Source organism: Bacteroidota bacterium, assembly GCA_019637975.1.
In the GTDB taxonomy this organism is placed as follows: Bacteria; Bacteroidota; Ignavibacteria; order UBA10030; family UBA6906; genus CAADGV01.
Genome location: JAHBUR010000001.1, coordinates 104,941 through 128,407 on the forward strand (window position 1 = coordinate 104,941; position 23,467 = coordinate 128,407).

Genomic DNA, 23,467 nt, shown 5'->3' on the forward strand with positions numbered 1-23,467 from the left:
TCAAACATTCGTTAACTCTCCGGTGTATACCATCTGTGCAAGATGCACATTGCTTGCCACTTTGATATCATCAGGAACGCTTTGTCCTGTGGTGATATACGAGATTGGAATTCCTGACCTATGCGCAATATTGACCATTTGGCCGAATGTTACAGCCTCGTCGAGTTTCGAGAAGATGACCCGGTTCGGCGTAACGACTTTGAACCGCTCGAGTATTTCCTCCAACGCCCGGCTTTGAGTTGAAGAGTTGAGAACAAGATGAACTTCGTGAGGATTGGCAGCGCCTACGAACTTTGCCAATTCATTGATCTCTCTCTTCATTCGCTGGCTTCTTCCAACTGTGTCGATGAGGACAACGTCCTTTCCTTTGAAAGATGATAGAGCCGATTTCATCTCGGCGGGCTTGTACACGACTTCCATCGGGATATCGGCGATTGCCGCGAAGGTTCTTAACTGCTCGATGGCGCCGATTCGATACGTGTCTGCCGATATCAAGGCAACATTCTGCTTGTGGATCAGCTTATGGATGGCAGCGAGCTTAGCCACCGTTGTTGTCTTTCCGACCCCGGTAGGGCCCACCAACGCGATAATCCGGGGCTTCTTGGATGATGATGGAGAAGGCAACGTCTTGAACATACCGGAAAGAGTCCGCAACAGATGTTGCTCGACATCCTTCTTGTTTCCAAGGCGATCCTCTCCCAACGAGCGGTACGCACCTTGGACGAGTTCCGACACAATGTGTTCATTCACATCCTGCCCGACGAGCTTTGTATATGCGCTTTTCAAATGTTCCGGCAGGGTCGGCATTTTGCTGTACTTGAGATGGATGGCAATTTCCTCAACCACGCTTCGCAACTGCTCGACCTCCCCTTTCAAATCGTGGTACTCAGCCAGACCGTTCGCAGATTGCGAACCAGTCCTTCCCGGATGCCGCTCACGGGTTCGATGCTCGAACTGCCTCGCCACTTTTTGCAGGCTTGCGAATGTGTTCTCGCCACCGTGTATCTCAGGCGATGTCGGGCTGACTCCGGCGCGGGCCAAGTGTCGCGGGAAATCCGAGTCTGCCGCCACCTCTTCATCAATTGCAGCAGTAATCTCAAACTCATCTTTACGAAGAAAGTTGAGTACTCCACCTTTTGGAACTGTTCTGGTATTCAGGATGATCGCATTCTCTCCCAATTCACTTCTCATTACATCTGTCGCCGCTTTGAGAGTGGTTCCGGTGAATTTTTTAATCTGCATTGCTTGCCTCCAGTTTTCCTATGAATTCAATTTCTGTTTCGGGCGGCAGTTCTGTAAACGATAACACTGCAACGTTCGGAAACGATGTTCGAATCAAACGATAAAAGTAGGGCCTGACAGTCGCAACACATAAAACAACCGGCTGATATCCTCCTGCCATCATTATTTCGACGTTGGCTGTCAGGCTTCTTTGTATCTCTTGAATCATTTCGGGCGCCAAACCGAGACTTGGACTGCTTTCGCGTTGATTCTGCAGGGCGTTGGTGATCACTTGCTCAAGCCGCGGGTCCATTGCAATTGCGTGCAGCACACCCTTTCCGTCCTTGTACATCCGGGCAATGGTATCCGAAAGGGAATGACGGACATACTCTGTCAGTACGTCAACATTCTTTGTCACCTTCGCGTAGTCGCATAGCGACTCAAGAATGGTGACAAGATCTCGTACCGGAATTCCTTCCTTCAATAAATTCTGTAGCACCTTTTGAATTGTTCCGAACGGAAGTGATTCCGGGTTGATTTCGTCAACAATGGCCGGGTATTCCTTCTTCAGATTTTCAATGAGTTTCTTCGTCTCTTGCCGGCCAAGAATCTTGTCGCAATTGCGACGCAATACTTCCTGAAGGTGTGTGGAGAGAACCGCTGCCGGCTCCACCACCGTATAGCCCGCCATTTCCGCATGATCACGCTCGTGCGAGCCAATCCAGATTGCCGGCAAACCAAACGCAGGCTCTTTTGCGGCAATACCTTTGATATCTTCACCTGCAACTCCGGGGTTCATTGCAAGCAGCCGATCAACCATAAGAGTGTTCGTGACAACAACATTCCCGCGGATCTTGATTACATATTGATTGGGATCGAGCTGAAGGTTATCGCGTACACGGACAGGAGGAATGATAATGCCCAGATCCATCGCAAGTTGTTTGCGGAGGTTCGTTATCCGATTGAACAAATCTCCACCCTGTATTTCATCAACCAGAGAAATCAACCCGTATCCGATTTCCACCTCCAACGGATCAACTTGGAGATAATCCTCTATCTGCTCTTGTTTCGGAGTTGCAGGAGCCGGCGGTTTTGCTTTCTCGAGCGCTGCATGCTTGCTATCGCGCATATTGACGAATCCTATCGATCCGGTAAGCCCGGCAAGTAACAGGAACGGAATTGTCGGAAGACCTGGCACAATCGCAAAGAGCCCCAACGCTCCGGAAACGATCAATAACGGTTTCGGTTTTCCCAGCAATTGCGTCCGCATTTCAATATCAAGGGCAGTCCCCGACGCGCTGCGTGTCACAATCATACCGGCGGCAGTTGACACAATGAGAGCGGGGATTTGCGACACGAGCCCGTCGCCCACCGTCAGTAATGTGTAGTTTTGCAGAGCATCGGTAAATGGCATTCCCCGTTGCACAATACCAATCACAAACCCGCCGACGATGTTGACAAGGTTAATCAAGAGCCCGGCGATTGCATCCCCCTTGACGAACTTGCTTGCACCGTCCATTGCTCCATGAAACTCTGCTTCACGGGCGATTTCACGTCGACGCTGACGGGCCTGATCTTCGGTGATAAGACCCGCATTCATGTCAGCGTCGATTGCCATTTGCTTGCCGGGCATTGCATCGAGAGTGAAGCGTGCCGCGACCTCCGCAATCCGTCCGGCTCCTTTTACAATCACAATGAACTGAATGATGACGAGAATGATGAAGATGATGAATCCGACGACGTAGTTTCCCTGGACCACGAATATGCCGAAGGCATTGATCACTTCACCTGCATACCCTTCGCCCAGAATCAAGCGTGTTGAAGCAACGTTGAGCGATAAGCGGAAGATAGTGAGTATCAGGAGGAGGCCGGGAAAGACCGACAGTTCCAACGGATGCGTGATGTACATCGACACCGTCAGAATGAGGATGGCAATGGTGATGTTCGTAGCAAGCAACACATCCAACATCAGCGGAGGCAGCGGAATGATCATCATTGCGAGGATGAGTATCACGCCGCCTGCAAGTACGAAGTCGGAGTTCTTGCTCAGCATCTTCATTGGTGCCGAGTCGAGAAACCCCCTGTTGTAAACCGCTGATTCCATTGTCTAATTCACACTGAACATTGACTTTCCTGTTTCACGCAGACGATACACGTATGCAAGAACCTGGGCAACAACCTGGAATAGTTTTTCCGGAATTTCCTCGCCTACTTCCACCGTCTTATACAACATTTGCGCGAGGGGCTTGTCCTCGACAATCGGGACATTGTTTTCCTGAGCGATATTCTTGATGCGCTGCGCGATGAGATCAACACCTTTTGCAACAACTTTCGGTGCGCCCATCTTCGCCATTTCGTATTTGATGGCAACCGCGAAGTGCGTCGGGTTTGTAATCACGACATCGGCTTTGGGAACATCCTGCATCATGCGGCGATACGCAATCTGGCGCTGGATCGTTCTGATACGTCCCTTAATCAACGGGTCGCCCTCTGACTGTTTCATTTCTTCCTTCACTTCGTGCTTTGTCATGCGCAGCTTCTTTTCGAATTCAAATCGCTGGAAAGCATAATCGGCGGCAGCAATGACAAAAAAGGCGAGCCCGACTTTCAATCCTACCGTTACAGACGCAACCGACATGAACTCTACAATTCCGTTTACCGCCCCGTCTGCCAAAGAGAGGGATTCGGACACGACATCATGCATGGAACCATAGGCAACCGCTGCGATCACGGATATTTTGAGCAGGCCTTTCATCACTTCAACGATAGAATGTTTTGAAGCCAGAATGCGTTTCAGCCCTTTCAGAACATTAAGCTTGGTAAACTTTGGCCGCAACGGCTCCCACGTAAACAAGAGTCCAACCTGGGCAATATTCGAAATCAAGCCAACTGCCATCACGGCAAGCAGCAGGGGGGCAAGAATGAGCGCAAACGAAACAATCCCCTCCCGAAGAATGAAATGCAGGTTGGCGCTGCTGAGCTCGATCTGCCCAACGTTCGAAAACACGGAGCGCCCGATTGCGGCAAGCTTCAACGCAACCGTCGAGCCTCCCAAGTACAACACCAGCAGGCCGAACACAAGAACAGTCGCCGAATTCAAGTCCGTTGACTTGGCAACACTTCCTTTCTTGCGAGTATCGTCTTTCTTCTTCTGACTCGCCGGTTCGGTTTTTTCTTCAGCCGATGATTCGAATTCTGCCATCTCTTACAATATCCTTATCAACTCAAGTAAGTTGGCCTCGAACGTTGCAAGCAGCTTCTTGAACACGAACACCAACAACGGAGCAGCCATCATGATCGCGAAGAACCCTGCTCCGATTTTCAGAGGGAACGCGACCATGAAGATGTTCATCTGCGGCATCACGCGGGAAAGAATCGAAAGCGCAACGCTGATGAGGAACATCGCCACCATTACCGGTGCCGCAAGTTTCACTGCAACAATGAAAATGAACCCTGTGAGTTTCAACATTCCGTCGAAGGCTGCGGCAGAAAGTGTCAAGCCGCCGATCGGAATTGCCGTATAGCTTAGGTACAGCGCCTCAAGCACAAAATGATGTCCGTTCAGAAGGAGGAAGACCATAAGCATCATCAAATACATCAACTCGCTAATCACGGAGGTACTTTTGCCTGCTTCAGGATCGAACATCGATGCAGCCGAAAGACCTGTCTCGAGCGAGATCAGTTCGCCTGCATACCGGACGCCTGCAAACAACAAACCGGTCGCAAATCCGATCAGGATTCCGGCTGCCGCTTCATGAAGAATGAGCAATACAAACGGCAGGAACTCTATTGTCACAGGCGGCGCATCGCCTGCGGCTACAGGGTATAGGACAAACGAAAAAAACAGGCCAAAGGCTACCTTGACCTGTACCGGAATGCCCTGATGGCCCAGTATCGGCGCAACAACAATTAACGACGTAATGCGCACGAACAGCAGGAAAAACAGAAGAAGCTGGGAAACGTATACCTCCATTGTGCTTGCTGCCGTCAGTGTGCGATTGTCGGAATTTGCTGGAAGAGGCTGATCGTAAACCCGAGCAATGTGTCTATCATCCACGGAAGAGTTAATACGAGAATGATAGCGATAGCAATGAGTTTCGGAACAAACGTCAGCGTGAACTCTTGAATGGATGTTGCGGCCTGCAACACCGAGATAAACAAACCAACAAGCAACGAGGCCAGAAGAACCGGGGCCGCGACAAGCATTGCGGTGAAAAATGTCTCACGAAACAGGTGGACTACGAATTCGACAGTCATGTCATCTCCTTACTGAAAGCTCTGCATCAGCGATTTTACGACGAGGTGCCATCCATCAATCAGAACAAATAGCAATATCTTGAACGGCATTGAGATCATTGCCGGCGGCAACATCATCATACCCATCGACATGAGAATACTCGCAACCACCATGTCAATAATGATGAACGGAATGAACAGCATGAACCCTATCTGAAACCCGACGCGCAACTCGCTGATGGCATATGCCGGCACCAAAGCATACGTCGGCACTTCCTCGCGGCTCTTGGGCTTGTCGAGATTTGACAGACGGAGGAACAATCCCAAGTCTTCCTCCCGCGTTTGTTTGAACATGAACTCACGAATCGGTTCAACGCCTTTGTCGTACGCTTCCTCAAGAGTTATCTTCTTCTGAAAATACGGTTGAAGGGCGGAATCGTTTACCTTGTTCCACGTCGGAGCCATTACGAAGAATGTAAGAAACAACGCCAGCCCGATAAGAACCTGTGAGGGAGGCATTTGTGTCGTTCCCATTGCTTGTTTCAGAAAATGAAACACCACAATGATGCGTGTGAACGCGGTTGTCAGAATAAGAAGCGCCGGGGCAAGAGAAAGAATAGTCATCAGGAACAGAATCTGAAGCGTGATGGACACATCTTCCGGATTCGCCGTTTTGCCCACTTCGACCGAGAGTTTTGGAAGCGGCATGGGTTTGTTCTGGGCATACAACGCGCCCGCGAGAACAACACACGCAAGAACCATGAGCAGCAATCTTCTCGTCATCAGACCCCTTTCGCCGCCACTTTGCTGATTTGCGCCTTGAGCGCATCGGCAAATGAAACGGAGGTTGATTGCGAGGGTTTTCTTGTAAACCAACCGCCTTGTGCAGACTCACCGGCAAGCCGCTCGTCGATTTGACTCAGACTTGTTGCGTCGCTGATTTCGCCCAGCGAGTGCATCCCTTCTTCCGACACGCCTATCACGAGAACTTTGTCCATTACCTTGATCACACTGACCGAGCGTTTAGGCTGAATCATCAACGTTCCAATCACCTTCATCTCAACGATTTGGGATGATGAGGATTGACGTCCGTACATGTACTTCTTCATCACGACCACAACACCGATCATCAGCAAAATGACGGCACCGAGAGAGAGAAGAGACTTCACCACGATCCACTCCATCAGGAACCCAGTCCCTTTATGCGTTCCGCTGTCCCGACGAGACTTGTTACGCGGATGGCAAAATGTTTGTCGATAACCACGACTTCGCCTTCAGCCATCTTTGTTCCGTTGACAATGATATCAACAGGCTCGCCGGCCATTCTATCGAATTCGATAATCGAGCCGCGTTTCATGTCGAGAATTCGTCGAATCTCGATGTTCGTCCGGCCAAGCTCAACGGAGACAGACAGATTGATTCCCATAATCAGGTCAAGCTTCTTGTCCCGATCGCCCGCGCCGGGTTCCGTTGTCTGATCCAACGGCTGGAAACTTGCCTTCTGCATTTCCACATCACCTGTGGAATAAGGAAACAGACGGGCTTCACCCTCCGTTTGCTCATTCGCCTTCTCAGCTTCCTGTTGGCGCGGAGGAAACTTCAGGATTTCTTCATCCTTAATTTGATCCATGTTGACCTTCTTCCTGATTAGTGGTATCTGATAGTATTTGAGTTAACTTCACTGCCGCCCGTCCGTTGGAGATTCCCGGCTTTCCGAGAGCACGCGTTGTGCCGTCAAGTTCGATGCGAAGATCGCTTGTCGTCGTTGTATCGGTGAGCAACACGTCGCCGGGCTCCAAATTCATCAATTGCTGCACTGTAAGTGTCGTGTCGCCAAGCATGCACACGAGGGGAAGCCTTGTGGTTTCCAATGTCTTCATAACGACGACGCGGGATTCGGTATGGCCGGGACTCGAATCCACGCCGGCAGAGTGTTGCACGTGGAGTTTGGCAAGAATATCTTCAAAAGCAAAGGTTGGAAGGCAGATGTTCATAGTATACGGCTGCCCGTCGATAGTCAGTTCGAACGATACAACGAGAACAATCTCACTTGTCGGAGCGATCTGAAGAAAGTCGCCTTCGGTCTCATAGCGTTCCAACTCGAATTTCCGGTCGATGATTGTCGCCCAGGCACGATCCATATCGGCAAGAGCACGGAGAACAATTCCGCGGGTAATGTTCTGTTCAATCTTCGTGATGGAGCGGGGAGGCAAATTCGGATCGGCAGTTCCCCCAAGCATTCGTGCTATAACGGCAAGGACCAGTGATGGACTCAATTCCAAAACGCCCTGTGCCTCGGATTCGCCCATCCGAAAAACATACAGGCAACTCGGCTTTGTCGTGGATGCAAGATATTGCGAGTAGAACATCTGCTGCACATCCGTCACACTGACCGAGACCCGGGCTTGCAGGCTTGACAGCAGGTAAGAGCCGAACGCCTCCGCAAATGTTGTATACACGGCATTCAACGCTTGCAACTGTCGTTTCGAAATCCGGTTCGGAATCTGGAAGTCGAAAGGAAGGATTTCGCGGTCAGTTCCGGGATTTGCATCCGTCGCCTCGTCTCCCTTCTTCATTCCCGAAAGAAGACTGTCAATTTCCTGTTGTGAGAGTATGCCCGCCATTGTGCTGTTTCTTATTGGATGATATATTTACTGAAGTACACACTCTGAAGCGTTCCATGATCCACGAGATTTGCGACCTTACCGGCGATCTCTTCGCGCAGACTCTCACGCTTCGAGACATCAATCAACTGATCCATCGTTTTGCTTGTGAGTATCGAGTTGAGAGCATCACGTACAGCCATCTCCTTTTTCTCCAGACTCTTCAACGCGTCGTTGCTGCTCAAGTCGAATGCTATCGTTGTAAGGAGGTAGCGTTGGCCGTTTGTTGCGGCCGGATTGATGATGAGATCCTTAACCGCATAGATATGCTGCTCTTTCGATTCCTTTTTGTCGGTTTTCGCGGCTTCCTGTTCGTGACCTGATTGCTCCACGGCGGGTTCAGTCTGGTTTTGTGCCGCAACCGGAACGACGAACTTTGCAACCAGAAAATAGACAACGACAAACTGCACAAGGAAAACAGGAATGCCGAATATCAGTATCCTCTTGCCGAGGCCGTCCTTTTTGCTTTCGGGTGTTTCTGCGGGTTGTTCAGGTGTGGGTTTCTCGTCTGCCATGATAGTTCTTCGTTATTGAATATTTCTGCAAGCAGAGAGGTCAAACCGTATGCCATCGGCATCTTTTTGAAAATCTTTAGTGTAGCGTCAGATTGTGGAGATTTAGGCAGGATTTGCGCGAGAGGAAATGGCAAGAGGGTTCCTTGGTGGCTATTATCGGCCACGTGGAGATTTTAGCACACCGAATGCGAAACTTGAAGAACCCGGTGGGCAACAGGCTACGCGATAACACGTAGGAGGGCTACTGCAACTCGCCAAAGTTGCTCAACACCATCAGGATCAATAAATTCCGGAGCGACCTAACGGCCGCCCCGGATTCTCATAATTAGCGCTTCAAATTCACCGTCTCTTGAAGAATCTCATCCGTCGTCGTGATAATCCGCGCATTTGATTGGTATCCGCGTTGCGCGACGATCATCCTGGTGAATTCCTCTGCGAGATCAACATTTGACTGCTCGAGTGCGCCGCCGTTGATAGTGGAGTTGGACCCTTCACCCGCAATGAGGAGAATCGGTTCACCGGAATTTCCGGACGCGCTGTACATGCCCTCGGCTATCTTGCTTAACCCACCCGGGTTGTTGAACTCAGCCAGCATGATCTGTCCAAGAGTGATGATGGTTCCGTTCGAGAACTTCCCTTGAATCTTGCCTGTCTTATCAACGGCAATATTCTCCAGCGTCCCGGATATGTACCCGTCCTGATCGCGCATATTGACAAGGGAATTCTGCGCTGTTTGTGTAATGCCGGAAAACTCTCCCACCCTGCCGGGCGTAAGATCGATTCGTTGGCCCATGCCGGCGCCGTTGTTCGGGTCAACCGTCAACGCTGTTGCACCACCGGCATACTGGAAGTCAAGCAATGCTCCATTGCTGTCAAACGTGATAATGCCCGAGCCGCCACTCGCAATCGTCATGGGATCGGGCGGCGTTCCGCCCGTTGGAATCGAAGCTTCCCAAGTCCATTCGTTCGCGTTGGCTGTTTTGGTGAATTTGATCTCGATGGTGTGTGCATTGCCAAGAGAATCATATATCTGGATCGTTGAATTCACCTCGGTATCTTGCACAGCGCGGCTGTCGAGGTTTCCGGCCAGCTTCGCAAACGTTGTAGCCTTGGGCGGCGCTTTCATATCGAGCGCAAGTTTCAGATTCTGAATGGATGCATTCGGTGGAATGGTTCCGTCGGGGTTCGCCAGTTTTCCCTGAAGAATTGCTCCGTTGCCTGGCAATACCATATTGCCGACGGCATCAAACGAGAAGTTGCCAACCCGCGTGTAGAACTTCTGTCCATCTTGCTTTACAACAAAGAATCCCCCGCCGGCAATAGCAAGATCGGTTGCGGAGCCTGACGCTTCAAAATTTCCCTGCGTAAACATCGTATCCACCGAACCAACCGAGGCGCCGAGGCCAATCTGCTGCGGGTTGATACCGCCGCTTTCACCCGCTGGGCGAAAAGCGCTAAGCCGCGTTTGCGAGAACATCTCGGCAAACGTCGTGCGTGCCGATTTGTACCCGATGGTGTTAACATTGGAAATGTTGTTTCCGATGACGTTGAGCATTACCTGATGATTGCGTAAGCCCGACACGCCCGAAAAAAGAGATGTGTAGAGTGACATATTATACCCCCTTATGATGATATGGTGTTCTGGCCAAGCCTCTGTCGTTCGGCTCAACCGGGGGCCTCCTCGTACCGAGGACCAGCCCGTGTTAGTTACTGTACTATCCAGCTATTACTGCACTGTCAATGTTGGTGAAAACATTTGCCTTCATGTTTTCGCCGTGCATTGCCGTTACAACCGTTCTGTTTTTCACGCTGACGATGAACGCCATGTCGCGCAACAACACCAAAGAATCGTGCGAACCCTTCTTCTCCGCCAGTTCGATGGCATTATGAAGATGAGACATGTCGTGTTGATCCAATTGGATATTGCGCTCGTTCAGACGTTCCTGTGCATGCTTCGAGAACTTGACTTCGTTCAGTTCCTTCTGAAAGATCGCTTCAAACGATCGCTCTACCGGAAGGTGAACCGAAGCCTTTTGTTTCAGTCCATCGACCCCACCTACCGGCAGGAACGGAACAGTGATACCGTTTACTGTTTCTGCCATGACTTATCCCTCCAGAATTTCAAGAATATTACCGAGGAATACTTCCTGACCATTAATGACGAACTTTGTCCCCTCAGCGGTAAACCGGACTGAAGAGACTCTCCCGAAGAAAAACGTGGAAGCATCTATGCTCTTGTTTGCTGAATCTTTGGCTTCGATGGAAAACGTGTACTTGCCTCCGGGAACGTCAACGCCTCCGTCATCCAACCCGTCCCACGTGAATGAATTGTCCCCCTTGCTTGTGCCCGAAAGCTGCAACGTACGAACAACTTCCCCCCGTTCGTTCTTGATCTTGACGGTAACGGAACTTGCTGACGATCCGAGCGAATAGCCCAGCTTTGCGCTCCGAAGTCCGTCGCCCGCCTCAGCCAGAGTAAACGTATCGCCGCTTGCACGCACTTCCTTCCCGACAAATCCAGCCGACAGCCCGTTGTTGATTGCCTGCGTCAGTACATAGTTGGCGTTGATGCTATGTTCCAGCGAGGCGCTGATGTTGCTGAGCTGCTCGACAGAGCTGAATTGCGCCAACTGCGCCGCAAAATCCGCCCCCTTCATCGGGTTCATCGGATCCTGAAAGCGAAGTTGGTTTGTGAGAAGCCTGAGAAAGTCATCCTTTCCCATCGCTCCTTTGTTCACAGTCGATGAACCAATTTGCGGCGGACCGACTGCTGTCGCCTGGTAGATTGGCATGAAGTCTCCTTTCTATGTAGTTGTTAGATAATGTATTCGACAGTGTTGTAGCCGAGATACTTCACGGTCTCATACCGTTCGGCCACATCCACATCCATCTGGCGCCGAGAGTGCTGTTGCCGATGAAAGGCGTTGCCATCACCATGACGCTCAAACTGAGTTGTTGATCCCGATAGAATATCGAAGCGTTCGACATTGATTCCCTGCGCTGCAAGCGCCTCACGCAATTGAGGCAACTGCGCCTCCAGCGCGATCTTCACCGCCGTCTTGCTCACATCCATAATCGCAACAAGCCTCCCGTCCTCCAGCGCAACGCGAAGGGATAATTGTCCCATCGATTCCGGCTTCATCACGACTCGCACTTCCGATGATTTTCCTTCGATATGCGCTTTCAGCTCATCGGAGATACGCACGATGAGATTCTGCGCGAAATCCTGAGGAATCTGGACAGGAATATGCAGTTTGTCGGCAACCTGAAACGAGTTCGATATCTCCGGCCTGCTCTGAGCCGGTATGTGTTGGAGTTCGAAAGAAGCTGGCCTTCCTGCTGCTTCAGATTGTATGTCTTGATTTGGAGCAGGAACATGTTTTGTTTCTGTCAGCGTTCTGCGTTGACTATGAAGACTCGGGTCCGGCTGCACATCATGATCCGTGTTGGTTTCGGAATCTTCAGCCGTAACTTTTTCCTGCACAACATTCTCGGTTGACTGTTCAGAAAGATTGACCGGATTTTCTTTGGTAGTCGATGCAGGTTCCGGAATCTTTACAGATGGTTGAGGTATCTGGAGCTGATCGGTGCCGGCCTGCTTCACAGACTGCGGATTGCTGCGTGATGGTGATTGCTGCAACCCGGCCTTGTTTTCTTGATTATGGTTCTCACTATCGAGAGTGTGAACTCGCCCTGTTTCGTCGGTTGAGATATCTTCCGAATTCTCTGCCGGGAGATTCATCCGGGTATTGCTCTCCGGCGTCTCTCTCTTCAGAATCCAACCGGTTGAGAATTTGCTTGTCAGAATCTGTAACTCCTCAGCAACTCCTTGCCTTCCGGTTTCCCGAACGGAGGGTCTGCCAGTCTCGGATGACAGGCTCTGCAATCCTTCGACAACCCTTGGTCTTCCGATTTCCCGTACGGAAGCTCTGTCAGTCTCGCTTGATCCGGTTTTGTTCCAATGGAGAGGAAACCCTTCACTTCTTCGCTCAACATTTTCTGTAGGGGATTTACTATTTGATCCGCCGATGACTACGTTTTGAGTAGGCGGCACTTCAAGAGCCGATCGAACTGTTGAACCGGATTGATGCTCGGTATTCCTCTGTAAAGCCACGGGCATCAATTGCTCTGTTGCGCGATGCAACTGCCCGACTTCATGATGAACAGGCGCTTTCTGTTCACCTTTTTCCACAAGGTGAGATTGAGCAGAACTCCGAACACTTTGGTCTCCGATTTGAGTGTTCGAAACTTGAAGAGCATCCACAGTCCCGGATGCCGATTCAGCACCGCTTCTGGTGGGAAAAACAAGGGTCATCTTCGCCGCGGGTGGATCAGTCAATCGAGGACTGTATGCCGCCTCCCCTTTTTGCTCATTGGCTTCGGGTATTGTTGTGAAAGCAGACTTCTCGTCCGCCGCTTCCACTGTTGCCATTCCTGTGTGTTCCGGTTGCTTTGAGGATTGGTGAGTGAACAACTGCACCAGCATAGCAAAGAATGACGTTCCTGCATCGGCAGGTTCACTGTAAACGCCTTCTACCCGATCCTCGCTGCATTTCTCCGACAACGATGCTGCCGGCAGATGAGAATCCTGTGACGTACCGGAAAACAATCCTTGCAGTAATCCAATCATGAGTTTTTCTTCCCTTTCAGTATTCGTGCAGCTTGTTCCGGTTCCAATGTCGCGAGGATTTTTGCACTTTGGCGGCTTTTCATTCTCGCGATTACCTTTCTAATAGCGTCTTCATCCATTTTCATCAGAATTCTGGCAGCCACTTCGGGATCCATCGATTCAAAAATCTGCACCATCTTCCTCAGTTCTGCCTCTTCAAGCGTGTCCACCGACGCCGGTACTATTGTCGGTGCATTGCCCTTGAGGCCCGACATGTTCCCCTTCGTTTTCTCCGGCAGTTGTTTTGTCTCTGCATTTGTTGCAACAGGGGTCGCTTGTACGCGAGCTGTGTCGGGTTGTCGGGTGGTTGAAGAGGAACTATCATCCATCAAATCCGGTAAATTGCCGGAAGTGCCGGCTGAATCCGATACTACAGCATGGTGCTGCAGAGTCGAATCGGGCGGAAACGTGCCGGGAACAAGGGAAAAGAACTTCGGTTCCACTATTGCCGTCAGAACCATGAGTGTCGTGACCGATGCAAGGGATGAAAGAAATATGATTATATGTTGTTTTGTGCTGGACATGATTGTACGCTACCTGGACCTTCGGTTTGCCACTTCATCAGTATTTTCCTGCTCTTTGCGATCAAGAGTTTTTGCCGCTTCGACAGATTTCTTTTCTTCGAGCTTCTCGACGATCTGTCGGGCGCGTGCACGTTCTGTCAGTTCCTCGCGCTTTGAGTTTGCTTTCACAAGTATGTCGTTCACTTTGGACGACTGTTGATGAATTTGTCCGTTCAGCTTGACAATAAATGCCCTCTGCATTTGCAGATCGGTTGCCCGCGTCCTGCCCTGGTGCAGAGACCCGTCGACGGCATCTTCTCTTGTTTCATGCAAGCGAAGAAGCTCCTCACGTTCTTTCAGATGGGCATGTTCAATCAGCACCAATTGCTGCTGGGCTATCTTCTCCTGCTGCTTTTTTACACGCACAACTGTCTTGAACCGCGATACTGGTTTTGCCATTCTTGCTCCGGATTATACCGTCATCATTTCACGTAGCAAACTGATACTGGTGTCGAGATCCTCATGCTCATCCGATTGCTGTCGGAGAAATACGCGGATCATCTCGCGCATTTTGAGAGATTCATCAATTTTCGGATTGCTCCCCTTCACGTATGCTCCGATATTAATAAGGTCTTCAGCCTCACGATAGGTTGCCATCAGATCGAGCATACGGGCTGCCGCCCGTTGATGCTCGCCGGTGGTAATTGCGGGCATAACACGACTGACGCTTTCCAACGCATCCACCGCAGGATAATGTCCAGCCGAAGCAAGCCGTCGTGACAGAACGATATGCCCGTCGAGGATTGAGCGTACGGTATCTGCAACAGGCTCATTCATATCGTCCCCCTCAACCAACACAGTGTACAATCCCGTGATGCTTCCTTTCTTTGCATTCCCTGCCCGTTCAAGAAGCTTCGGCAGCATCGCAAATACGGAAGGGGTGTATCCCTTCGTTGTGGGCGGTTCGCCGATCGCAAGGCCGACCTCACGTTGCGCCATTGCCAGCCGCGTAAGGGAATCCATCATGAGAACAACATTCAATCCCTGATCACGAAAGTATTCTGCAATTGTTGTTGCCATGAACGCCGCCTTGATTCGTATGAGCGCTGCCTGGTCGCTCGTCGCTACAACGACAACAGAACGGCGGAGCCCCACTTCCCCAAGTTCTTTGTCCAGAAATTCTCCCACCTCACGCCCCCGTTCGCCAACAAGACAAATGACATTGACATCCGAACTTGCATAACGGGCAATCATGCCTAACGTCACGCTCTTGCCTACACCGCTCCCCGCAAAAATTCCCACTCGCTGTCCAATACCGCATGTTTTCAACGTATCGATTGACCGAATGCCTGTTGCAATAGCCTTTGTGATACGTTTTCGCTCGAGCGGATTCGGCGGAGTTGCATGTATCGAACGGCGCTCGACGGCATCAATCGGCCCTTTGCCGTCAATAGGTCTGCCCATGCCATCAATGACACGGCCGAGCAACTTATTGCTCACCGGAACTGACAGTGGATGGCCTGTTGCAACAATCTCGCTTCCGGGGCTTACGCGGCCGGCATCTCCCAACACCATTGACAACACGCGATTGCCCCGAAACCCGACAACTTCCGCCATACAAAGATCCTCGCCGTTGCGTGCTTTCACATTGCATACTTCGCCGAGAAAACAGTTGGGGCCGGTGGACTCGATGACAAGGCCGATTACTTGGGACACGCGTCCATTGACCTTCACTACATCGGCATGATGCAGCCGTGTAAAATACGGGTCAAACCGGCCGGATTCGATATGTTGAGTCGCTGACACCATTACTCCCTCGGTTGCTCGCCGAGCAGGGCCACACCAATACGTTCCATTTGGGTTGCAATGAGTGCATCAACGTTTCCCGATTCGCTTTCGAGGATGCAGCCGCCCCGCTCAATTGTCTCATCACCTTCCACTGCAACATCGCGTACGGCATCGCTCGAAGCGAGAATCTGCGTGCGGTGATTCCTCACGAATTCTTCATCAGCGGGGTTCACCCGAATCTTGATTCTCTCAACACCGATGATCCGTTTTGTTGCTTCGTGGATTTGCCGCACAACCATTTCATTGTCCAGCATTACTTCGCGTTTCACGATTCTTTCGGCGATACCGAGCGCAAGCGCAACAACACACCGTTCAGCCTCACGTTGCAGCCGCTCGTACTCACGGACGATGTTCCCGGCAAGTTGCTCCACTACAGCGCGGTTCTGAGACAACCGCGCAGCCAGTTCATCGTGCAGGGATTTTTCCGTGAATCGTCTTCCTTCTTCAAATCCTGCTTTGTATTCATTATTCAATCGTTGCTCGATATCGAACGGATCTGTTTGTGCAACCTGAACGGGAACCTGTTCCGTTTCCGGGCCTGTTTCGGATTGTGGTGCCAGAACTGATTCATCAGGAAACGGAGCAAACGGCAGTATCGCCCGGCGGCGACCCTTCCGATTCAGCAGGCGCACACGGCCCGCCGGGGTGTGCATCTTTATGGTTCTAGACAACGAGTTCCTCCGCTCCGCCTCTTCCGGCGACGATGATCTCACCTGTTTCTTCGAGCTTCTTCACCACGGCAATGATGCGTGCCTGAGCTGCCTCAACCTCTTTGAGACGAACGGGGCCCATATATTGCAACTCTTCTCGCAATAGTTCCTGCGCCCGCTCGGACATGTTCGTCAGAATTTTTGACTTCAGTTGGTCATCAACAACTTTGAGCGCCAACGCGAGATCTTTCTTATCAACTTCACGCAGAACACGCTGAATGCCCCTGTCGTCAACATAGATAATGTCTTCAAACAAGAACATCAGGCTTTTGATTTCGGAAGCAAGTTGCGGCTCACGTATCTCGAGGTGTTCCATAATCTCCTTCGCCTTCTCCGTTCCAACACGATTCAGAACGGAGGCTACGGATTTCGGACCTCCCAGCGCACTCATACTCGACGTCATGTCGGTCTGTGCAACAGCTTCCAGTGCTTGCTCCATCTCCGCGATAAGCGACGGTGCTACCTTGCCCAAGGTCGCCATTCTGAAAATCACATCATTTCTCAAATCAGGCGGAATCTGACTCAATACTTCGGCAGTCTGCTCAAGCCGGAGATTCGAAAGTATCAATGCAATTGTCTGCGGATGTTCCTTTTGCAAGAAGTTGGCCACTTGATAGGCGTCTGCCTTCTTGAGATTGTTGAATCCTCGCAATGTCGTCGCCGCTTTCACACGGTCAAGCGTGAAGGCAGCGCGTTCGTTCCCCAATGACTTTTCCAAGAGTGAGCGCGCCTGGTCGGCGCCGCCGTCAACAAGATATTCTTGCGCTTTTATGAGTGATTGAAATTCCTCCATCACTTTGTCTGTTTCGACTGACGGAACGCTCTTCAAACGGGTGATTTCCACCGTCAGGTCCTCGATTTCGGCCTGCGTCAGCGTTCGCATGAGCGTTGTCGCCGTACCAAGATCCAGCGACAACAGCAATAGTGCCGCCTTCTGCTTGTTACCCTGCGTCTTTGCGCCAAGTGCCGGTGTTGAACTGTCTTTTCTCATGTTCTGAATTGTTGTTTGATCCGCACAAACCCGCTTTCTCAGTTGTCCACCAACCACACTTTGAGCAGCCTTCCGGCCTCTTTGGGTCGGTTGGCTATATACTCGGCTATCCGCTGCTGTCGTTCTTCACGAATCTGTGCTTCATCCGAGAGAAGGGTGTTGCCTGCAGCAGCAAGTTGCCTGCGTTGGTTTTTTCCTCCAAGAGCGCCTCGTTGCGGTGAGGCCGCCCCCAACCTTCCTGCATCGCCTGAAAGGACGTCAACGCGGGTACCAAGTATTTCTCCCAATTCGGGATCACTACCGCCGCGAAACTTGCTCAATAACACCCACATCATTCCCACTGCGCCGAGCATGGCAAGAAGCGTAAGCAGCTTGCCATACGAATCATCCTGCAATATTTCGGTCCAGTTGTTTGCCGGTGCATCTTTGTACAAGAATCCTTCACTTTCAACATTACCCCCGAAAGGCAAATTGACAAGCGCAACTTCATCGTTTCGCTTCTCATCAAACCCGACTGCACGCTTCACAATTTCACTGAGCTGGTTCATTTCTTCCGGCTTACGGGATTGAAACTCCGTGACCGTCCGGCCTTCTTTTTCCACCTGACGGGGAACATCATTCACAATCCCCGCAATGGTGAGCCGCTTGATTCCTCCGACATTCTCGATGATATGTTCGATTGACTTGTTCACTTCGTAGTTCGTCACGGAGTTGTTCCGGGTAGAGGGCGAGGATGAATCGTTCACAACAGACTTCTCCTCTGTGACTTGCTCGCTTCGAACAACTGTTTTGTCCGGATCGTACTGCTCGAGAGTTCGTTCCACTTGCCGGTAGTCAAGCTCCGCGGAAACCTGAACCCGGGCATTTCCGGGTCCGACAACGCCTTCGAGCAACGTCTGCGCTTTTTGGGAGAGATAGTTCTCAACACGTTGTTGCAGTTCATATTGTGTGGATGTTCTCGCGGCAAGCGAATTTCCCTTTTCCACATCGGAAAGCATGGTGCCGCGTGAATCCACAATCGTGACGTTCGAGGGATCAAGCCCTTCGATGCTGCTGGACACCAGATGAACGATGCCTTGGATATTTTCACGGCGTAACGGCTTCCCTGACTTCAACTTCAATACAATTGATGCCGTGGTCGGCTTTTCATCATCTTTGAAAAGAGCCTTTTCCGGTACAACAATGTGAACGCGGGCTCCTTCCACTTCTTCAATCTGAAGAATGGTTCGGGCAATTTCGCCCTCGAGGGCACGGCGATAATTGACTTTCTGAACGAAATCGGAAACACCGAGGTTCGTCCGATCAAAAATCTCGTATCCGACGATGCTCGATTGCGGCAATCCCTCGCCGGCTAAAGCAAGACGAACGTCGTAAATATTGTCTTTCGGAATGACAATTGTCTTCCCGTTGTCTTCCAACTTGTATTCGACCTTTTTCTCTTGCAGTTTCTCCACGATTTTGGAAGCATCCTGGGGCGCAAGATTGCTGAAGAGCGTACCATACGTCGGGCGATTCACAAATGTGACCAGTATGATGAGTCCGACGATAACGCCAAACGTAACGGCACCCAAGGCAAATTTCTGTGCAATGGATAGACGTCGAGTCAGATCGATAAGCTGTGAGCGGACTTGCTGGGGAAACTCGGCCATGTTATACCTGCATCCTCATAATTTCCCTGTACGCCTCGATTGTCTTGTTGCGGACTTCCATCAGCAACTCGAAGCTTGTCTTCGCTTTCTCGACAGCGATCATGACGTTATGAATATCCGTCTCCTCGCCGCTTACCATGCGTTGAACTGCTTTCCCTGCCTCGCCTTGCAGCGAATTCACATCACGGACAGCTTGGTTGAGCGTATCGCTGAATGATGTGTTTGTTTCCTTCAGCAGCTTGTTCACGGAATTGTGGCTGCGTGTACCGCTCAGTTCCGGAAGCAATTGAAGTTCCTGCATATGCCCTATCCTTTTCTGTCAATAAGTGTCCCCAGTTTCACCGTACGCGGTGCACGATCGCCCTGGTATGGATTGTACGACCGCACTTCATCCACGTCATCGGGATACAACCGCTCAAAAAAAGCCTGTTCCGTTTGCGTGAGCGCTACCGGAGAAGGTGTTTGCTTCCCTCCATCCGTACGCAGTATTTCTGCCGGAATGTTCTTCAACGCGGCGTCGAACGACTCTTCAGGCGCAGGCCGTGTTTGCTTTTTGTGAACCGGCAACTGAACCGGCGTGTTGCGAATATCTGAAACGTTCATCGTCAAATCTCCAGGCTGTCTTTTGCCATTTGCTTTTGTGCATTGATAACCGTGATGTTCGCCTCGTATGCTCGGGAGGCAGACATCATGTCGACCATTTCGGTGATAATGTTGACGTTCGGCATTTTCACATAGCCGTTCTCGTCTGCATCAGGATGTGTGGGATCATGAATCAATTTGAAGTCGGACGTATCTTCTGCTTCAGCTGCTTCCACGCTGCCGGGGAGGTTCCCTTCTGCTCTGAACTGGAATCCGCCGGGTGCCAGATGCGATTCATTCGTCGTGTCAAGTTGCAGTCCGGCCTTATGAAACGTATCGGTAAACGGCTGACCGGAAGCGGATTCGATAGTAACCATCTTTCGTCTGTAGGGAGTCCCGTCTTCCGTCCGGGTCGTTTCCGCATTGGCGATGTTGTTGGCAATCGCGTTCATGCGTTTTCGTTGAGCGCTCAAACCTTGGGCACTCACATTGAGTCCGGCAAAGAGTTTCTCAACTTTCATAAGGTACCTCGAATAGCTTTTTGAATCCCCTTGAACGTATCGCCCAACAGCCGTGAACCGAACTTAAAGCGAATTTGATTCTTAGCCAATTCGGCCATCTCCATATCAACATCCACATCATTGAAACCGCTTGACATTTCGCTGTATCCCGGAGGATTATTGCGCGCAGTGTCCTGAACCTGCGGATCAACATCGACCAGAGCGGCTGCACCGCCTACTTTGATGTGCTTGTCGTTTGTTGTTGCCCCTTTCACAGCCGAAACCTGCGATGCGGTCGCAAGGTGTTCTTCGAACGACACGCTCTGGCTCTTATACCCGTGCGTGGTGATGTTTGCCAAGTTGGAGGCGGTGACCTTCTGCCGAAGAGCGTAGACGTCAAGCGCCTTGCCCAACAATGGGATGTTTGTCGAATCAAAAAGTCTCATAACGCATACCTTTCCATCACAGGACAATACTCGGTGCACTGACGTGCAACCGCAGTGCCAACATTCTCAGGTTGCCAGTCCGCCTCCAAAAAGCGCAACTATGCAACGAACGACCGGAATGGAAAGACCCGCGTTGGCTACTATCGCGCATCTGTAGAGAACTGTCATCCATTGCGAATCTTCCGAAGCTCCTGCAGTTGCGGAACCATGTGTTTTTGATAGCATTCAGGACAAATACCGTGGGAGAAATTTGCTTCCGTTCTTCGTGAGATGTAACTCTCCATATGCTGCCAATGGTTTTCGTCATCCTTGATTTTCTTGCAGTACGCGCAAATGGGTAACAATCCCTCAAGTTGTTTCACTTCCGCCTGCAGACTGAGAATGCGTTCCGCGACGCGAAGCCGTGCAGCAAGCGTGTCTCGATCAAACGGCTTGCTGATGAAGTCATCCGCACCTGCTTCCATTCCCTCGAGATACTTTTCCTTGCCTTCCAACGAAGTAAGCAGGATGATATATGTGTATTTCGGCCGAGTATCCTGCCGAACCAGTTTGCAAAACTCAATGCCGTTCATGCCGGGCATCATCCAATCAGAGATGACAAGCTGAAAATTGCCGACCCGATAGGTTCCCCAGCCTTCATTGCCATCCTTTGTTTCAACAACGTCGTGGCCGAGGGATTTGAGCACACGTGACAGAATTGCCCTTGAGCCGGCATCGTCGTCGGCTGTCAGTATCTTCATGGAATAGTCCTTTCATTCGAATGATAGTGTTCGCTGACTCGCATGACTCGCGTGATTTCATTCTCAATGCTTCTCAGAAGTCCTTCGGCATTCGGAATTCCCTCCTGTTGAGATGCAGATTCAAGCTGGTGACAGTATTCGGCAAGCTGCGTCGCGCCGAGATTTCTGCTGCTTCCTTTCAGGGCGTGCGCGGCCATACGCGCTGCTACCATGTCGTGCGCCGAAATAGCCGCACGTAATTCCTCAAGCCGAACGGGTCCATCCACTCGAAACACCTCAAGCAACTCAACGAGTAGCGCGTCCGCACCGTCACTGAGTTCGTACAGTTCTTCGAGCCTTGACCTATCAAGGATGTCGTCGATGCCGGGTTCAGGGACCTTCGATGATGAATTGGCGCTCTGTTCTTCAATCGGCGAAAGGCCGATTGGTTGTTCTCTCTCATTGAGATGTTTCGTGATGACGGAGTGCAGGAGGCCCATTCTGACGGGCTTTGCCACGTAGTCATCCATACCGACGCTGAAGCAACGATCCTGCTCACTCTGCAAAATGCTCGCTGTCATTGCCAAGATAATCGTGCGCCGTCCTCCCGGCCGCTCGGATTTTCGAATTGCCATTGTCGCGTCGAAGCCGTCCATCTCCGGCATCATGCAATCCATCAAAACAACATCATACACCTTGTTCGCAACTGCCTCTACAGCCTCGCTCCCGTTCGAAGCGACGTCGGGCACACATCCCATTTTCTGCAGCATTCGCAGGGCAACTTTTTGGTTCACGACATTGTCTTCCACCAGGAGAACGCGAATACCCTGCGGCAGCGTCAGGTTTGCATTAGGCTTGAATGTTTTCCCCACGTCGACAGTTGACACGATACCGGACGACGGCTTTTCGAACACCACCGAGAACCGGAAGGCACTCCCCTTCCCGACTTCGCTTGTAACACCAATCGTTCCACCCATTAACTCGACAAGCTGTTTGCAAATGGCGAGCCCAAGGCCGCTGCCTCCATACTTGCGCGTTGTTGAGCCGTCGGCTTGCGTGAAGGGCTGAAAAAGGGATTTCTGGACCCCTTCAGGAATTCCTATACCCGAATCGATCACGGTAAACCGAACGCGAATTCCCGGTTCTGGCCAGTCCTCACGATCCACCCGAACGACAATGCTTCCGCTATTCGTAAACTTCACGGCGTTGCCGAGAAGATTCGAAATGATCTGGCGCAGTCGAACCGGATCGCCCTTAACGGCAACCGGAACGCTATCGTTTACAATGCCGACAACACGTACCCCTCGCGTCTCCGCTTTGCGCGCGAACAAGTCCACGGTATCACCCACAACCTGGTGGAGATCGAAGTCAATGCGCTCGAGCGACATCTTATTCGCTTCAATCTTGGAGAAGTCAAGAATGTCGTTAATGATGGTCAGAAGAGAGTCGCCGCTTGAGTGAATTGTTTGAGCATAGTCCTTCTGCACAGGGTCCAAATCGGTTTCAAGAAGGAGTTCAGCAAGGCCGAGCACGCCGTTCATCGGTGTGCGGATTTCATGACTCATGTTCGCAAGAAATTGACTCTTCGCTATCGTCGCTGCTTGCGCTTCTTGCACAGCCTGTTCAAGCTCTCGCGTCCTCGCCTGAACCAGAGCCTCAAGGTTTTTATTGTGCTCATTGATCTTACGGTACAAGGCCGAATTCTCGAGCGTGTTGGCGGTAATGAGAAGAAGAATGGAAAGAAGGTTCAGAGTTCCGTCAACTACCTGCCCGGTTCGTTCATCCAACACGCCGACGAACATTCCAAGTACCCGGTCGCGGGTTGCGATGGGATGCAACATCAGAGAGTGCCCGAGCTGTTGCATACCGAACGTGACAGCCCGGTTGTTGTTCAACGCCCATGCAAATGTTCCCTGTGCCGTTTGATGCGCAATCTCCTTTTGGATGGCTGAGATCTGATCCGCGGGCTCACAGTCAACAATATCAAATTCGGCTGTTTCGTCGTTCACCATCAGGAATGCGACGGTGTGGAACCGCATCAGACGAAGAACATACTGCCGCGTCGCCCCGAAAATCTCCTGTACCTCCCAATCTACATGGGCAGTTGTGTGCAAGTCGCCCATCGAGGCAACGATATCAAGTGCATCGAGATTCCAACGATTCACCTCCTCAAGGTAGGCAATACGCTCCTCGAGATTTTTCATCTGATCCACAA

At 51.1% G+C, this 23,467-nt stretch carries 26 protein-coding genes; all 26 read right to left on the minus strand.

Going from position 1 to position 23,467, the window contains the following annotated elements:
- Entirely contained in the window at window positions 1–1,242 is a 1,242-nt protein-coding gene (gene flhF, locus KF749_00440; GenBank protein ID MBX2989612.1) for a flagellar biosynthesis protein FlhF, read from the minus strand.
- Window positions 1,232–3,280 (minus strand): flagellar biosynthesis protein FlhA, encoded by a 2,049-nt coding sequence (gene flhA / locus KF749_00445; protein ID MBX2989613.1) that lies wholly within the window; start codon window positions 3,278–3,280, stop codon window positions 1,232–1,234. Before flhA ends, flhF begins: the two co-directional genes overlap by 11 nt.
- 48 nt (window positions 3,281–3,328) lie before the next feature.
- The gene (gene flhB, locus KF749_00450) at window positions 3,329–4,423 is read right to left on the minus strand and encodes a flagellar biosynthesis protein FlhB (GenBank protein MBX2989614.1); all 1,095 of its coding nucleotides are present in this window, start codon (window positions 4,421–4,423) and stop codon (window positions 3,329–3,331) included.
- 3 nt (window positions 4,424–4,426) lie between these two features.
- Window positions 4,427–5,194: a flagellar biosynthetic protein FliR gene (gene fliR, locus KF749_00455; GenBank protein ID MBX2989615.1), complete on the minus strand. Its 768-nt coding sequence runs from the start codon at window positions 5,192–5,194 to the stop codon at window positions 4,427–4,429.
- 14 nt (window positions 5,195–5,208) lie between these two features.
- Window positions 5,209–5,478: a flagellar biosynthesis protein FliQ gene (gene fliQ, locus KF749_00460; protein ID MBX2989616.1), complete on the minus strand. Its 270-nt coding sequence runs from the start codon at window positions 5,476–5,478 to the stop codon at window positions 5,209–5,211.
- Between the two features lie 9 nt (window positions 5,479–5,487).
- Window positions 5,488–6,240, minus strand: coding sequence for a flagellar type III secretion system pore protein FliP (gene fliP / locus KF749_00465; GenBank protein MBX2989617.1), 753 nt, complete (start codon window positions 6,238–6,240; stop codon window positions 5,488–5,490).
- A complete protein-coding gene (locus KF749_00470) occupies window positions 6,240–6,629 on the minus strand; it encodes a flagellar biosynthetic protein FliO (protein MBX2989618.1) in 390 nt (129 codons plus the stop codon). The genes fliP and KF749_00470 overlap by 1 nt, the downstream gene beginning before the upstream one ends.
- Window positions 6,630–6,640: 11 nt before the next feature.
- Window positions 6,641–7,087, minus strand: a complete 447-nt coding sequence (gene fliN, locus KF749_00475; GenBank protein ID MBX2989619.1) for a flagellar motor switch protein FliN — start codon at window positions 7,085–7,087, stop codon at window positions 6,641–6,643.
- Window positions 7,074–8,081, minus strand: coding sequence for a flagellar motor switch protein FliM (gene fliM / locus KF749_00480; protein MBX2989620.1), 1,008 nt, complete (start codon window positions 8,079–8,081; stop codon window positions 7,074–7,076). Before fliM ends, fliN begins: the two co-directional genes overlap by 14 nt.
- Before the next feature lie 11 nt (window positions 8,082–8,092).
- Window positions 8,093–8,635: a flagellar basal body-associated FliL family protein gene (locus KF749_00485; protein ID MBX2989621.1), complete on the minus strand. Its 543-nt coding sequence runs from the start codon at window positions 8,633–8,635 to the stop codon at window positions 8,093–8,095.
- Between the two features lie 325 nt (window positions 8,636–8,960).
- Entirely contained in the window at window positions 8,961–10,247 is a 1,287-nt protein-coding gene (locus KF749_00490; GenBank protein ID MBX2989622.1) for a flagellar hook protein FlgE, read from the minus strand.
- 103 nt (window positions 10,248–10,350) lie between these two features.
- Window positions 10,351–10,737 carry a flagellar protein gene (locus KF749_00495; GenBank protein MBX2989623.1) on the minus strand — a complete coding sequence of 129 codons (387 nt, stop codon included), beginning with the start codon at window positions 10,735–10,737 and terminating at the stop codon, window positions 10,351–10,353.
- Between the two features lie 3 nt (window positions 10,738–10,740).
- Window positions 10,741–11,427 (minus strand): flagellar hook capping protein, encoded by a 687-nt coding sequence (locus tag KF749_00500; protein ID MBX2989624.1) that lies wholly within the window; start codon window positions 11,425–11,427, stop codon window positions 10,741–10,743.
- Window positions 11,428–11,450: 23 nt separating this feature from the next.
- Window positions 11,451–13,265, minus strand: coding sequence for a flagellar hook-length control protein FliK (locus KF749_00505; protein ID MBX2989625.1), 1,815 nt, complete (start codon window positions 13,263–13,265; stop codon window positions 11,451–11,453).
- Window positions 13,262–13,828 (minus strand): hypothetical protein, encoded by a 567-nt coding sequence (locus tag KF749_00510; GenBank protein MBX2989626.1) that lies wholly within the window; start codon window positions 13,826–13,828, stop codon window positions 13,262–13,264. The genes KF749_00505 and KF749_00510 overlap by 4 nt, the downstream gene beginning before the upstream one ends.
- 9 nt (window positions 13,829–13,837) lie before the next feature.
- Complete coding sequence (gene fliJ / locus KF749_00515) at window positions 13,838–14,266, minus strand: flagellar export protein FliJ (GenBank protein ID MBX2989627.1); 429 nt, start codon at window positions 14,264–14,266, stop codon at window positions 13,838–13,840.
- A 12-nt stretch (window positions 14,267–14,278) separates the two neighbouring features.
- The gene (fliI, locus tag KF749_00520; GenBank protein MBX2989628.1) at window positions 14,279–15,616 is read right to left on the minus strand and encodes a flagellar protein export ATPase FliI; all 1,338 of its coding nucleotides are present in this window, start codon (window positions 15,614–15,616) and stop codon (window positions 14,279–14,281) included.
- Window positions 15,616–16,326: a hypothetical protein gene (locus tag KF749_00525; GenBank protein ID MBX2989629.1), complete on the minus strand. Its 711-nt coding sequence runs from the start codon at window positions 16,324–16,326 to the stop codon at window positions 15,616–15,618. Before KF749_00525 ends, fliI begins: the two co-directional genes overlap by 1 nt.
- On the minus strand, window positions 16,319–17,356 hold the full coding sequence (gene fliG / locus KF749_00530) for a flagellar motor switch protein FliG (GenBank protein MBX2989630.1): 1,038 nt from the start codon (window positions 17,354–17,356) through the stop codon (window positions 16,319–16,321). The genes KF749_00525 and fliG overlap by 8 nt, the downstream gene beginning before the upstream one ends.
- Window positions 17,357–17,394: 38 nt before the next feature.
- Window positions 17,395–19,005, minus strand: a complete 1,611-nt coding sequence (gene fliF / locus KF749_00535; GenBank protein MBX2989631.1) for a flagellar M-ring protein FliF — start codon at window positions 19,003–19,005, stop codon at window positions 17,395–17,397.
- 1 nt (window position 19,006) lies between these two features.
- Window positions 19,007–19,306, minus strand: a complete 300-nt coding sequence (gene fliE, locus KF749_00540) for a flagellar hook-basal body complex protein FliE (GenBank protein MBX2989632.1) — start codon at window positions 19,304–19,306, stop codon at window positions 19,007–19,009.
- A gap of 5 nt (window positions 19,307–19,311) precedes the next feature.
- Window positions 19,312–19,608 (minus strand): hypothetical protein, encoded by a 297-nt coding sequence (locus tag KF749_00545; GenBank protein ID MBX2989633.1) that lies wholly within the window; start codon window positions 19,606–19,608, stop codon window positions 19,312–19,314.
- 2 nt (window positions 19,609–19,610) lie between these two features.
- Window positions 19,611–20,108, minus strand: a complete 498-nt coding sequence (flgC, locus tag KF749_00550) for a flagellar basal body rod protein FlgC (protein MBX2989634.1) — start codon at window positions 20,106–20,108, stop codon at window positions 19,611–19,613.
- A complete protein-coding gene (gene flgB / locus KF749_00555) occupies window positions 20,105–20,533 on the minus strand; it encodes a flagellar basal body rod protein FlgB (protein ID MBX2989635.1) in 429 nt (142 codons plus the stop codon). The genes flgC and flgB overlap by 4 nt, the downstream gene beginning before the upstream one ends.
- A 164-nt stretch (window positions 20,534–20,697) precedes the next feature.
- Entirely contained in the window at window positions 20,698–21,273 is a 576-nt protein-coding gene (locus KF749_00560; protein MBX2989636.1) for a response regulator, read from the minus strand.
- The gene (locus tag KF749_00565) at window positions 21,270–23,456 is read right to left on the minus strand and encodes a response regulator (protein ID MBX2989637.1); all 2,187 of its coding nucleotides are present in this window, start codon (window positions 23,454–23,456) and stop codon (window positions 21,270–21,272) included. The genes KF749_00560 and KF749_00565 overlap by 4 nt, the downstream gene beginning before the upstream one ends.
- Between the last annotated feature and the right edge of the window lie 11 nt (window positions 23,457–23,467).

Excerpts from the sequence above, each read along its gene's own strand:
- fliM (MBX2989620.1), bottom strand. The coding sequence starts at position 8,081 with ATGGCGGGCATACTCTCACAACAGGAAATTGACAGTCTTCTTTCGGGA.
- fliE (MBX2989632.1), bottom strand. The coding sequence starts at position 19,306 with ATGCAGGAACTTCAATTGCTTCCGGAACTGAGCGGTACACGCAGCCAC.
- fliF (MBX2989631.1), bottom strand. The coding sequence starts at position 19,005 with ATGGCCGAGTTTCCCCAGCAAGTCCGCTCACAGCTTATCGATCTGACT.
- KF749_00545 (MBX2989633.1), bottom strand. The coding sequence starts at position 19,608 with ATGAACGTTTCAGATATTCGCAACACGCCGGTTCAGTTGCCGGTTCAC.
- fliR (MBX2989615.1), bottom strand. The coding sequence starts at position 5,194 with ATGGAGGTATACGTTTCCCAGCTTCTTCTGTTTTTCCTGCTGTTCGTG.
- fliQ (MBX2989616.1), bottom strand. The coding sequence starts at position 5,478 with ATGACTGTCGAATTCGTAGTCCACCTGTTTCGTGAGACATTTTTCACC.
- fliN (MBX2989619.1), bottom strand. The coding sequence starts at position 7,087 with ATGGATCAAATTAAGGATGAAGAAATCCTGAAGTTTCCTCCGCGCCAA.
- flgC (MBX2989634.1), bottom strand. The coding sequence starts at position 20,108 with ATGAAAGTTGAGAAACTCTTTGCCGGACTCAATGTGAGTGCCCAAGGT.
- KF749_00505 (MBX2989625.1), bottom strand. The coding sequence starts at position 13,265 with ATGATTGGATTACTGCAAGGATTGTTTTCCGGTACGTCACAGGATTCT.
- flhB (MBX2989614.1), bottom strand. The coding sequence starts at position 4,423 with ATGGCAGAATTCGAATCATCGGCTGAAGAAAAAACCGAACCGGCGAGT.
- KF749_00510 (MBX2989626.1), bottom strand. The coding sequence starts at position 13,828 with ATGTCCAGCACAAAACAACATATAATCATATTTCTTTCATCCCTTGCA.
- KF749_00490 (MBX2989622.1), bottom strand. The coding sequence starts at position 10,247 with ATGTCACTCTACACATCTCTTTTTTCGGGCGTGTCGGGCTTACGCAAT.
- flhF (MBX2989612.1), bottom strand. The coding sequence starts at position 1,242 with ATGCAGATTAAAAAATTCACCGGAACCACTCTCAAAGCGGCGACAGAT.
- KF749_00565 (MBX2989637.1), bottom strand. The coding sequence starts at position 23,456 with ATGAAAAATCTCGAGGAGCGTATTGCCTACCTTGAGGAGGTGAATCGT.
- flhA (MBX2989613.1), bottom strand. The coding sequence starts at position 3,280 with ATGAAGATGCTGAGCAAGAACTCCGACTTCGTACTTGCAGGCGGCGTG.
- fliI (MBX2989628.1), bottom strand. The coding sequence starts at position 15,616 with ATGGTGTCAGCGACTCAACATATCGAATCCGGCCGGTTTGACCCGTAT.
- flgB (MBX2989635.1), bottom strand. The coding sequence starts at position 20,533 with ATGAGACTTTTTGATTCGACAAACATCCCATTGTTGGGCAAGGCGCTT.
- fliP (MBX2989617.1), bottom strand. The coding sequence starts at position 6,240 with ATGACGAGAAGATTGCTGCTCATGGTTCTTGCGTGTGTTGTTCTCGCG.
- KF749_00560 (MBX2989636.1), bottom strand. The coding sequence starts at position 21,273 with ATGAAGATACTGACAGCCGACGACGATGCCGGCTCAAGGGCAATTCTG.
- fliG (MBX2989630.1), bottom strand. The coding sequence starts at position 17,356 with ATGAGAAAAGACAGTTCAACACCGGCACTTGGCGCAAAGACGCAGGGT.
- fliJ (MBX2989627.1), bottom strand. The coding sequence starts at position 14,266 with ATGGCAAAACCAGTATCGCGGTTCAAGACAGTTGTGCGTGTAAAAAAG.
- KF749_00495 (MBX2989623.1), bottom strand. The coding sequence starts at position 10,737 with ATGGCAGAAACAGTAAACGGTATCACTGTTCCGTTCCTGCCGGTAGGT.
- KF749_00500 (MBX2989624.1), bottom strand. The coding sequence starts at position 11,427 with ATGCCAATCTACCAGGCGACAGCAGTCGGTCCGCCGCAAATTGGTTCA.
- KF749_00485 (MBX2989621.1), bottom strand. The coding sequence starts at position 8,635 with ATGGCAGACGAGAAACCCACACCTGAACAACCCGCAGAAACACCCGAA.